Genomic DNA, 11,194 nt, shown 5'->3' on the forward strand with positions numbered 1-11,194 from the left:
TAGCTACCAAATACTTGCCAAACTACCTGGGCTGGCGACGGGCTTTTGAACAACACTGCCAACTCACGCCGGAAACCCTACTCAATGCTGCTCTGGGGAATTTTCAATATTTAACGATGACATAGCCTAGAAGTACGGCTATGAATTTTTAGAAAAAAGTCATTGGCCTTTTTAATGTATTCTGGAAGTCGCTTTGAATCAGAAGGGTATTCAAAATTACTCACGGTGAACACAGTATTGGTAGCTGCTTTGGCCAAGTCATCTAATTTAGTCGGTGATGAAGCCCAAGGTAATAAAACTGATTCTTTCTGGAAAGATCCAAAAAAACTTTGAATGACCTTAGCTATTTTATTTGTGGAACTTTTTTTGCCACCAATTAAAAAAAACCAAAAATCAACAGGCAACCAGATGCTAATATCAGCCCTAAATGCAGCAAGGCACAACAAGGTGCCAATGTATGGGTTTTTATCGGATAAATCTAGCAACCCAAGCACTTCCTTAATTTCAGAATTAAGGTCTGCTTTGCTTAAGACATTTTCTTCTAAACTATAAAAGTTTATTTCATCAGGTAAGCTAGCCCGGTAGTTGGGATCAACTCCTGTACTTGTGACAGCACCATTATTAAACAAGAATATTGGTGAATTTTGTTTATCAAAGACTAGGCCTGTTTTGCCATAAACACTTTCATAACAAATCGAGTCGAGGCTATTTGCGCGAATTGCTAGAGGCAAATGTGTAGATGCATTTTTTACGCCATGTTGATTTAGTTGAACAACGGAACCCCAGCTTTTTCTAAACCAGGATGGCTTGTCAAACTCAGCCATACTTAACCGGACTCTGTTAAGTATGATCCCATCTTTTGTTTTGCCATCTATGTGAACAAACACTTCAGAAGTGCCATCTTCATGGATAAGCTTTTCTTCTTTTATTATCTTTGCTGTGAAGTTACACAATTGTATTTCAGTATTGCTTTCTGAATGGTGGATAACAAAGCAACCATTTTCTGTTTGATACGATATTTTATCTGACATGATTCATTTCCTTTTATAAAGTTATGCAAAATAGCAAAACGCTATTTGCGTAAACCTTTTACATTTTTAATTTTTTGGAAAATAGTTGCGCAAATGAGATCCGCATGAACAATGTTGAATTTCTCGCAAACATTAAACAAATCCGTAAAAATCGAAGAATAAAAGCAACCAAGCTGTCGAAATGCCGATTTTTCCGAACACTAACATAGATTCTATTATTTTGCGAAATTAACAAAGAAAGATGGGGAAACTAAATGGAGTGTTTTTAACAATACTAGGCGTGGTCTGGCCTAGGGACTTTCGGCAAATATATCTTTGGACAAAGATCCCACTAAGTTTCTATAGTGGTGGGTTTCGTCTAAATCGGCATTCCGGCTTTTAATGGAAAATAAGCAGCACCTAACATAGACTAGATTTGTGAAGTGTATTTAACGTGTTTGGTAAAAAATAAGGCTGCAAAAAATCAAAAATAAATAATGAACGCACTTTAATTTAATCGAGTAAAAAAAAGATAAAAGTGCGGTTGTCGTAATAGCTAATATTTAGATGCTTTATTTCTGCTATCGTTGTCAGAATGTACGTTTTTGACGGGTGGTGATAAAAATAATAAATGTCGGGAATTTGCTGTCTGGTTGTTTGTTTTCGGCAGGAAAAAGCGTCTAAAAAGAGAGAGTATGTTGCGCTGCATAATCCGGCGGTAACCAAGCATTAGCTTCGGAAAAACCGTACATTAACCCAGTTAGCTTGTAAATACCCGTGTTGGTGCCTAATTTATGGTAATTAATAGTAACATACCATAATGCACGATTTTGACGAACAACTATGATAATGTAATATGTGAATCAATGCATTATGTTTAGATCTCTATATTAATTATATTATAGTAATTTAAACATAATGAAACATTAATGCATTATGTTTAGATCTCTATAAAGCAATTTCTAAGCGTTAAAAAACATAAAAATATTTACCGGCATTTAAACGTTTTTAACTGGTATTACTTGGCAAATAACTCAAGAAACAATCTACCCATTAAAAGCTTAAGACAAACATACCAAAATACATGTATATTGCATTTGCTTACACACAAGTCTGAAGAATAATTATAAATCAATGAAGTATCTTTTTAGAAACAGCATTGATTTTATTGGCCTTTTCGGACTTATGTATAAAGTGATGATGTATATTGTTGTGGTTACCACAAGTCACTTTTAGCCAACATAGTTATATATTTATTCTTCGTCATCATCAATCTTCACATACCAAACATCATAACTTGAATCATAGTATTGTGGCAATCTACTACAACGGTCTGCAATATCATCAAAATCACTTACTATTGGCTTCATGTCTTCTAGTCCGCGTCTAGTTATTGTAGACTCAAATATTTCAATGTCTTTTTTGAAATAATCCTTCAAGTGCTTTTTTATAACTACATATAACATCTTTCTGGGTACCAAGGCTTTTCTGTTATTTCCTTTTTCTCCTTTCACCCTAAAGCTTACTAAGTTATATTCTTTTTTATTAAAAACTAGGGAGCTGGCAGATCTTTTGATGTCTTCCATTTTACGTGCCAAACCAGCGGCACCAACTTTGTTTTTCACCATGCTTAGATTGGAAAAAAGATCGGGGTAATTTTTTACCAAGTAATCACTACCTAAAAGTAAAACCCCATTAGTTTCCCGCATCAATGCTTTTTCAATGCTTGTTTTCCAGTTTTTTAGTTCTTTAAAACTTACTAGACTATCAACAGTAATATCCAGCGGCACATTAGACAACAAAAATACATTTTTAATTTCATCATTATGGATGAGCCGCAATCTATCTATCGCCTGTAAACTCTCGCTTTCGCGTTGCAATTCTTGTAGCAATTGAGCACGATCGTCTGCACACACCATCACAAGGACACCGAGCTTTTTGTCAGTATCTCGAAGCCGGTAGCCGCGTTGTTGAAAACTAACTTTTCCGGTAAAGACGAGTTCATTTGGACTATCCCACCAGAGTGCCGCCGCCTGTGATTCAAGCACATCCAATGGCAGTTGATTCCGGCCAATAATAATTGCAGTGTTGAGATCTTTGAATTTGTTTAAACCTCGCAACGCACCAAAATGCACAGATTCACTTCCTTTTGGTAAAACAACTTTAGATTTAATGCCCGTTTTCTCATTGCCAACCAAATCTTGGTAGCCAACTATTAAGGCTTTCCCATAATCTGAGCATACGTTATCAATAATGCCTTGAACATTTTTTATGTGTGTTTTGGCAGCGTCACTTTCTCGCCCACCTTTTGCCGCATTTTTTCTTGGGGTGAACCTCGACTTTGCATTGGTCGTGCTATAAATTTGTGTGATGTAGGCATTACGTCCTACTGACAGTTTGGTTCTCTTGATACCTGGTAAAAATACTTTGGCCACTTTTTGGGAAAAATCAGCGTCAATGCATAGCACAGGCACATAAGCAATGCTTTCCCCTGACACCTTTTTGAATCTATCCAATTCATGGCGGCAGGCAATTTCCACCTTGTCATTAACCAGCCGAACAGTAATTGAATGTTTTCGTGCTGGAAATGCTTGAATTTCTGTTTTTAGCTGTTCAAACATAACGGCCAGTATTTGTCGCTCCTTCAAGCCATGGCCAAGTTTTTGTTTTATTTTAGCGGCATCAGTTTTGGCCGTGACTTCTGGCAAGCTAGGCAAAACTTGTTTGATGGCGCAATCCAGTTCGCTAATGACATCATCCCCAAAAGTCTTCCGCAGCTTGGCCAACACTGGTCTCTTGCTTGAAAGGGACTCACAAATCACATCCGTTAACTTTTTATTTCCAATATAATTTTCAATAGTGCCTAAAGTGGTCACACGGTTGTTTATCATGCCGGTAAAAAATCCTTCATCAATGATTGCCATATCAGGAATTTTTTTATCAAGGCCACGGCCTAACTGCAAATATTTATGCGTAAAAATACGTATTTGTATGTCATCAGTAAATTGATCTAAATATTCACAGTTATAAAAATGCTTACAATCTTGGCAAACACTTTCGTAGATGTTGTATCCATAATCTTGTATTGACTGAATCAAATCTGACTTTTTACATGGTGCAATAGATCCTGCATGATTTTTATCAACATGAGTTCTACCCCGAATAACGGTAACCTTCAATTTAGGATTAATTTTCAACAAGGTATCCATTACTTCATTGGCGAGTTGATGTGTCGGCACATAATACTCAATAAACTTTTTAGTTGCCGCCGAAGCAACGTGTTCTAGGACAATTCTCGTCTTACCTATCCCAGCTGGAGCAGAAATGGCGAAATGGCCTTTAGGATTTTTTAACCACTGCCTTGCAGCTTGCGCCATTTTCTCACAAGCTTCATCCCTAGATATGTGGTTTGGAGCACTAAAGTGCGGCTCAATTCCCTCAATGTATCTTTTAGGTTCATGGGTAAATAAATTGTAAATTTTATCTTCGCCATGAGCGAAACTGCGTATGATTGGTTTGCCGTCATTCCACCAAAACTTTGCAGTTGTTTTTCCATACCCCTTGCCTTCAATTGGGTCTGCAAGTGCCCTACCATCATACTTTTCATGGTCTTCCAAGAGGTTGGCAACTGATATGTCTCCATCTGAAAATTCAAGAATCCAATCACCCCACAGTTTTATGCATTTACCAGCAAATATTTTTGTAACAAGATCAGCGGCTTCTTTGCATGGAATGCCGGTCTCTTGTACTATCTCATCGATTTTATTTTTTTTGAACTCAAGTTTTTTTTGTTCGCTGCCTGGCTTGATGGCTTTTTTTGCTTCTGCAATTAGAGTTTTAAGTGTCGCTGATTGTTTGCCATCAAGCCCTGGCAGTTCCGATGTGTCGAAATATGCTCCCTGAACATAGCTTACATGAGGTTCCGTATATTCAAGACCATCACTTAATATAATAGGCTTTCCCACAAAATCCAGGCGTTCCCCACTAAACACAGCCGCATCTATAGGTGATCGCACCAATAAACCACCATTTGCCGACAAAGCAATATAGCCATGGCCTTTCAACCATAAGTGATCAAACAATAGCTTGCCATACTTCGGTATGCCGGAAGCATCTTTGACAGGAATATAAATGTGAAAACCTTTATTGGTTTTTGGTTTCTTTCCAGTCAAGTGAACACCGGCAGATACTGAGCCGCGAACAACCCTGGCAGCTTTTTCAATGCCAGGGTCAATGTCAAATAATATTTCCATCAATTCATCGGCTGTTAGGGTTGAACCATATTCACTCGGGTCATAGTCAAGCATCAAAATGCCTGGTTGCTCCCGATACTTGAAAAACTTTTTGGTGCGGGAAAGAATATTATTTTTTGAGTTTTCTTTATCGCTTACAACTATATGCACTTCATCCGGATATTTTTTTAAACAGTTTCCGTAGCCAAATGCCTGTTTGTCCGTGGCTTTTGATAATGCGCTGGCAAACTGTTTAAAAGGCATAGTGATCCGCTTTGCAGTCCCTTCATACATCGTTGCCGACGCATTCTTGCTAATTTTTTTATTTATTAGCTTATACTCGATGTTCAAGTTTTTAAGCTTAGAAATACAGCCGGAAAACGGGTAAGCTAATCAGTGTAAACTGCCACGTATTTCAACACCATGTTGATGTACGAGCCGGCACACTTTATAAAATCGTTTGTCACTGATTTAGATGCAGCCCTGGGAAAGCTAAAGTCCAATGCCAGGCTGACGCACCTACAAAAGACTTGGCTAGGATTTTGTTTAACGGGGATGTTACTGACCAATTCGGTGTGCTGGGCGAAGTTCGAGCGTGCGAGCTTGGGAGAACACAAGATTGCCGCACTTTCGTGGATGTTTCGCGAAGCAAAAATAGCCTGGGATCATTTGCTTTTGGCGAGTGTGACCTTAGTTTTGGAGCGGCACGGAATTACTGAAGGCGTGCTGGTTCTTGATGAATCTGATCGGGCACGCTCAAAGCGAACCAAGCGAATTTATGGTGTGCATAAGCAAAAACACAAGGCTTCAGGTGGCTATGTCAACGGACAGACGGTGGTTTTATTGTTGTTGGTCACGCAGACAGTCACACTTCCAGTAGGCTTTGCTTTTTACAGGCCAGATCCTGTGCTGACGGCATGGGTTAAAGAAGATAAACGCTTGAAAAAAGAGGGGGTGGCAAAAAAAGATCGCCCTGCTCGGCCGGAGCGAGATAGCCGCTACCCAACAAAAACGCAGCTTGCGTTACGACTACTGCAAGCATTCAAGGATGCTCACGGCAATATTAAAATCAAAGCCGTGTTAGCTGACGCTCTGTACGGTGAAGCGAGTTTTATGGATAAAGCTTCACGGATATGTGGTATTACCCAGGTTATTAGCCAGTTGCGCGAGAACCAAGTCATTGAATATAGCGGCAAGAAAAGGAATTTGAAAGATTATTTTGATACCATCAACAAAGGCGTGGAAGTGACTTTGCGGGTGCGTGGCGGTGAAGAGGTTAAAGCGACGGTGAGCAGTGCGCGATTAAAAGTACTTGCTCATGGCAAAAAACGCTTAATTGTTGCCTTGAAATATGAAGGTGAAACCGATTACCGCTATTTGGTGGCCACCGACATGACGTGGCGCACAATGGATACTGTTCAAGCCTATACGTTGAGGTGGCTTGTAGAGGTTTTCTTTGAGGACTGGAAGCTTTATGAAGGTTGGGGGCGTGAGGCCAAACAATTGGATGAAGAGGGATCAAGCCGAGGCCTGATCCTGAGTCTGTTGTTTGACCATTGCCTCCTCCTTCACCCAGAGCAGACGGCCCGCATAGAAAACAAACTGCCCGCGTATACCGTAGGCAGCCTGCAACGAAAATCTCAAATGGATGTGCTGATTGAATTTATCAAAGCCTTGTTAGAGGATAAGAATCCTGCGGATAAGCTTAAGCAATTGGCTGGACTTATTGATGATGTTTTTCAGTTAATGCCTTCTGGCAAGCATATGGTTGGGAGAGATTTAGGGCGCCTAGGATCGACGGCTTCACTACAGTACCGAGCTGCTGGATGACTTTCTCAAGAACCAGGCTGCAAAAAATTTAAAAACTTGAACATCGAGTTATACGTTTTTGACAACGAGCCGGATGAGCTTGTGTATTCAGTAAATGAAACAGCTCTTCTTGTTTTAACAGTTTTTGAGGCGGCGTTTAGGGTATTCATCGTATATATCTGATTAGTGGCTGAATGAATTGCAGTATTTGTTAAAAGCGCCTTTAAATGCCTGTTACGTAGTGATATCTGGTTTCCACAAAGGATACCTCAAAAAGTACGGGCTAACCAAAGCTTCTGATCTGACTCCTATTGTCTTACGGGGGCACTTCTATGAAAAGCTTAAAAAGGTCAGTTTAGGCACCAGTACACATCGGCGGATAAGTATGACTATGGATTCAGGGCCGTATCCCTGGTCGAGCATATGCTTTGCCCTTAACGCCATGGTTGATGTTATGGCGCAACCTGGTCCAGCCACGACCATGGCGTTGGCGTGCTGGTGTTTGACAATCAGCTTCTGTTCAGGTGTTGGTTTGAGTGTTGGTGTTAATCCCATAAGTAAAGTCCTCTAGGAGTCTGTCGGACGTGTGTCACGAGCGCAAGCGAAAGCTTGCGGTGCAATATCAGAGATGGGAGTTGGCCTCCCGAGGTCGGCTTGCAGGAGTCGGTCTCAAACCGCCCAGTGCTGCTGCGTCCAAAATACGCGGTGATGGGCAACATCGGACGACTTGGACTGGCACAATGAGTCACGCTTCGGCGCTTTGCACTGTGCTGCCGGACATTGTGAGCTTTATCCTAAAAAAATCAGTTGAGTTTAACTCTGCCAAAAATATTCAGCATAAACTTGACAAAGTATTTCCGATTATTGCCTGTATTTAGTAGTCACAAATCATCAAATCAGGTGCCTTTAAAATAGCTCCCAGCAAATATTTCTTCATTGCTTCACTCAAAATACGATACCAGCACTGAAGTGGAGTTAACTGCGGCGCAATAACTTTGAGCTCATTAAAAAACTCGCATACCCGCTCATAGGCCGCCCGCACATAAGAGGCTCTGCCGTGGGTACTGGTGATCGTAAGGGTCTTTTGAGCCGCATGGCTGGTTTGCTTGCCCACCCCATGCAATAACAAAGGCCTGGAAACGATGGCTTCATAATGCTTATCCGGTTCTGCCAGTCTGACAAACAGTGACCACCAGTTATAGATGGGGGCAATCATTCGAGCGATCAAACGACAAGGCTTGATTTTCTGGGTCACAAATCCGCCCCAGCCCCATTGGTTTTTTATTTCATCAAAGTTATTTTCGCAATCGGCACGATCCCGATAATGTTGAACGATAGTGGTTACTTCGGCATCCAGTGATGACACCAAAACACTATACTCGTAGGCTGCCATATTTTCCGCCGGTTCCAGCAGAGAAAGTTGTTGGGGTAGCGCCTTATCTGAATCCGGTGCGATGACAATAGCCTTAGATAATCGACGCCGAACCAGAACGACTCGACGCGACTGTTTCCAAGTGTTCAGCTTGAGCTCAGTGGATAGCGCTTCCCAACCGTCATGGGTGCGTTGCCAGTCCGACTCACAATGCTTTTGAAGAATCAGCTTCTTGACGTTAGCTGATTGCCGGAGCTTAAACAGATAGTCTATGCCGAGTTGCTCGGCTTCAGTCATGATGGCATCGCTACCCCAGTCGGAGTCGCCGCGAATAAAGGCAGGCCAGTTTGCGCGGGGTATGCGTTCCAGTAATGCCCAAAGCCCTAGCGCTGAATTGGCCGATGAACTTTGGTTGCCGGCCTGAACCTCGACATCAAGAATTAGGCGCAAATTCGCGATCATGTACGTGTGATAGGTATGAGAGGGACGCCCCGGCTTATGTGGATTATAACCAATAACGGCTCCTTCTTGTTTGCCATACAAGGGCTTAACTGTGACATCAGTATCCAGTATCCACGATTGACTGAGCAAAGGACTGTAACAGCGATACAAATGATCTTGCAGCCAACGAACCCCGTCTTCCTCTTCAATCTTAGCCAGTGCTCTACGGGCGCCGTCATCACTGATCACTTTAGTCATGCCCAACAATGTGGAATTGACACCGTCCCCCATTAAACTGGTGATATGGGCATAGCGGGTATGGCCCGCCCGGATTGATAGCAAAAACGATCCCAGCACATTGACTTTTTTGGGTGCGTTATTGCTGGCATAGCTCAAAGGACACTCATCTACCCAAGGTGCGAATAAATGCCCCATTTTTAAAAACTGGATGAAAAACGGCAACTGCCCTAATGGGGTGACTTGCGCTTGCGGATCCCACTCAATATGGATTTTTCCATCAAATGTATCGGCAACCAGTGCGCTGATTTCACGCTTTTTAAGGTTTGGTTCTGTGTCACCCTTTGGGTGAATAACTTTAGGCGGTAATACCATGGCTCAGCTCAAGTAATTCGGACACTTCAGATTATAGCGCTTTGTTTGACTGATTTTTTAAGGTTTATAGTTGGCGTGAGTCAGCCAAAGGCCGACTGGCCGAAATCATTATTTTCGACCAGTTTTCACGCAATATCTATCGCAATCATCCCAAAGCCTTTGCCTATGATCCCCTTGCGCTGGCTCTGGCGCAAACTGCGGTTACCGTCAATGCCGACCACGAACTGGACATCGAACAACGGGCCTTTCTCTACATGCCATACATGCACAGCGAGTCGCTGATGATCCACGCAGTTGCGGTTGGGTTGTTCAGCCTGCCAGGTATGGAAGCAAACCTAGAATTCGAGCTTCGGCACAAGAAAATCATCGACCGTTTTGACCGTTATCCGCACCGCAACGCAATTCTCGGTCGCACATCAACACCGGAAGAGATCGATTTTCTAAAAACAGCGGGGGCATCGTTTTGAAAAAAAATCTCAATACCGGCCATTCAAAATTGTAATATTTTTAACGAGATTACTGTCGCCACCCGACCCATACCTGCCGCTGAGCACTCTATACCCATTGGCAGGTCTAAGCTCCATTGCAGACTGTAAGAGCATTCCCGTGTTCAGAAGTTAAAGGTATTTAATTCAGCGGTTCATACCGACTTCATGACAATCATATTTTGATGCACTGCTGTGATTAACTTAATCGAGTGTACGACAACGTACAGACCCCAACAGCCGGATATCGGATGATAATTCTCATTCTAAGTTGGCACGCAAAATCTATTGGGGGTTCATGATGAGCAAAGCAAAAACACGGGTTCTATCCATAAAAACTGGACCTGCCCAGTCCGGACTGGAAGAGTCAGCTATTTCAGTCGGCAACGGTGGTGAGTGGCACCAGGCTGTCACCGGCGATCAGCCAGCGCTGACAACGAATCAGGGGCTACCTATTTCAGATAATCAAAACTCCCTGAGAGCCAATCCGACCGGTCCGACGCTATTGGAAGATTTCATTCTGCGTGAAAAAATCACTCATTTCGACCACGAGCGAATTCCAGAGCGTATCGTTCATGCCCGCGGCACCGGCGCTCACGGCTTTTTCGAACTCACCCAATCCCTGGAAAAGTATACAACCGCCAAAGTCTTGACCGAAGTGGGTGAACAAACACCGCTGTTCACCCGCATCTCAACTGTAGCAGGCGGACCGGGTTCTGCCGATACGCCGCGCGATGTGCGGGGCTTCGCCGTCAAGTTTTACACCAAGGAGGGCAATTGGGATTTGGTCGGCAATAATATTCCGGTGTTCTTCATCCAGGATGCGATCAAATTTCCAGACTTGATTCATGCCGTTAAAATGGAGCCTGATCGGGGCTTTCCTCAGGCGGCCTCGGCGCATGATACCTTATGGGACTATATCTCACTGACACCGGAAGCCATGCATATGGTGATGTGGGTGATGTCTGACCGCACCTTGCCGCGCTCGCTACGGATGATCGAAGGCTTCGGTATTCATTCATTTCGTCTGATCAACGGCTCGGGCGAATCGACCTTTGTAAAATTTCACTGGCGGCCGAAGCTGGGATTGCAATCGACCCTCTGGGCATAGCTATCTACACAACTTAAAGCACAAAAGTAGTAACATACGCCATGAATATAAAAAAAGTTATTAGACCTCGATCCTCGCTTGGCAAAGCGTCACCAACAGTTGGTGAGTGAGTATTTGAACTC

The 11,194-nt window shown here is 42.7% G+C and carries 7 protein-coding genes and 1 pseudogene; 4 read left to right on the plus strand and 4 right to left on the minus strand.

What is annotated here, in order from left to right; translation table 11 throughout:
• Nucleotides 1-125 (plus strand): annotated as a pseudogene (locus RW114_RS18210) (IS1595 family transposase); the annotation flags it as partial.
• On the opposite strand, the gene RW114_RS18215 reads toward RW114_RS18210, so the two are convergent.
• Together RW114_RS18215 and RW114_RS18220 are read right to left on the minus strand one after the other, a co-directional pair.
• Complete coding sequence (locus RW114_RS18215; protein ID WP_340124177.1) at nt 111-1,031, minus strand: hypothetical protein; 921 nt, start codon at nt 1,029-1,031, stop codon at nt 111-113. The pseudogene RW114_RS18210 and the gene RW114_RS18215 overlap by 15 nt on opposite strands.
• Nucleotides 1,032-2,263: 1,232 nt before the next feature.
• Nucleotides 2,264-5,506 (minus strand): bifunctional DNA primase/polymerase, encoded by a 3,243-nt coding sequence (locus RW114_RS18220; RefSeq protein WP_340124178.1) that lies wholly within the window; start codon nt 5,504-5,506, stop codon nt 2,264-2,266.
• A gap of 159 nt (nt 5,507-5,665) precedes the next feature.
• Here RW114_RS18220 and RW114_RS18225 point away from each other — a divergent pair, with 159 nt between their 5' ends.
• Nucleotides 5,666-7,072, plus strand: coding sequence for a transposase (locus RW114_RS18225; protein WP_340124179.1), 1,407 nt, complete (start codon nt 5,666-5,668; stop codon nt 7,070-7,072).
• Nucleotides 7,073-7,381: 309 nt separating this feature from the next.
• Here RW114_RS18225 and RW114_RS18230 read toward each other — a convergent pair whose 3' ends face one another.
• On the minus strand, nt 7,382-7,606 hold the full coding sequence (locus RW114_RS18230; RefSeq protein WP_340124180.1) for a hypothetical protein: 225 nt from the start codon (nt 7,604-7,606) through the stop codon (nt 7,382-7,384).
• Between the two features lie 319 nt (nt 7,607-7,925).
• Nucleotides 7,926-9,476 (minus strand): transposase, encoded by a 1,551-nt coding sequence (locus RW114_RS18235; protein WP_340124181.1) that lies wholly within the window; start codon nt 9,474-9,476, stop codon nt 7,926-7,928.
• A 110-nt stretch (nt 9,477-9,586) separates the two neighbouring features.
• Here RW114_RS18235 and RW114_RS18240 point away from each other — a divergent pair, with 110 nt between their 5' ends.
• Together RW114_RS18240 and RW114_RS18245 are read left to right on the plus strand one after the other, a co-directional pair.
• Nucleotides 9,587-9,943 carry a DUF924 family protein gene (locus tag RW114_RS18240; RefSeq protein WP_340124183.1) on the plus strand — a complete coding sequence of 119 codons (357 nt, stop codon included), beginning with the start codon at nt 9,587-9,589 and terminating at the stop codon, nt 9,941-9,943.
• Between the two features lie 319 nt (nt 9,944-10,262).
• On the plus strand, nt 10,263-11,072 hold the full coding sequence (locus RW114_RS18245) for a catalase (RefSeq protein WP_340124182.1): 810 nt from the start codon (nt 10,263-10,265) through the stop codon (nt 11,070-11,072).
• Nucleotides 11,073-11,194 lie beyond the last annotated feature (122 nt).

Origin of the sequence: Methylobacter svalbardensis (assembly GCF_037671525.1) — a bacterium.
Lineage (GTDB): Bacteria > Pseudomonadota > Gammaproteobacteria > Methylococcales > Methylomonadaceae > Methylobacter_A > Methylobacter_A svalbardensis.

What these genes read in the sequence shown, in the direction of transcription:
- RW114_RS18215 (WP_340124177.1), bottom strand. Translation starts at nt 1,031, where the DNA reads ATGTCAGATAAAATATCGTATCAAACAGAAAATGGTTGCTTTGTTATC.
- RW114_RS18220 (WP_340124178.1), bottom strand. Translation starts at nt 5,506, where the DNA reads ATGCCTTTTAAACAGTTTGCCAGCGCATTATCAAAAGCCACGGACAAA.
- RW114_RS18225 (WP_340124179.1), top strand. Translation starts at nt 5,666, where the DNA reads ATGTTGATGTACGAGCCGGCACACTTTATAAAATCGTTTGTCACTGAT.
- RW114_RS18230 (WP_340124180.1), bottom strand. Translation starts at nt 7,606, where the DNA reads ATGGGATTAACACCAACACTCAAACCAACACCTGAACAGAAGCTGATT.
- RW114_RS18235 (WP_340124181.1), bottom strand. Translation starts at nt 9,476, where the DNA reads ATGGTATTACCGCCTAAAGTTATTCACCCAAAGGGTGACACAGAACCA.
- RW114_RS18245 (WP_340124182.1), top strand. Translation starts at nt 10,263, where the DNA reads ATGAGCAAAGCAAAAACACGGGTTCTATCCATAAAAACTGGACCTGCC.